Below are 206 nucleotides of genomic sequence, written 5' to 3'. Positions count from 1 at the left end.
GATCTTCATTCGAGCAACGGAGTTCTCTGTGTCTTTTAGCACCTCTTCATCGCGGCCTGCGCAAGTATCGGTCGCTCGTTCCTGGGCAGTCCTTGTTTGTCTGTCCATCCTGCAATTCCTCATCGCCGTCGACGTCACCGTGGTCAACGTGGCGCTGCCCTCTATCGGCAACGATCTGGGCGTTGATGCGCGCGGCCTGACATGGG

At 58.3% G+C, this 206-nt stretch carries 1 protein-coding gene; it reads left to right on the top strand.

The window, feature by feature from the left end; genetic code table 11:
* Positions 1–206: hypothetical protein (locus D2V05_RS19755; RefSeq protein WP_220473524.1), on the top strand; the 206-nt coding region annotated here is incomplete at both ends.

The organism is Flagellimonas pelagia, assembly GCF_003584135.1.
GTDB classification, from domain to species: Bacteria; Bacteroidota; Bacteroidia; order Flavobacteriales; family Flavobacteriaceae; genus Flagellimonas; species Flagellimonas pelagia.
This window is presented reverse-complemented; position numbering and strand designations above follow the sequence as displayed.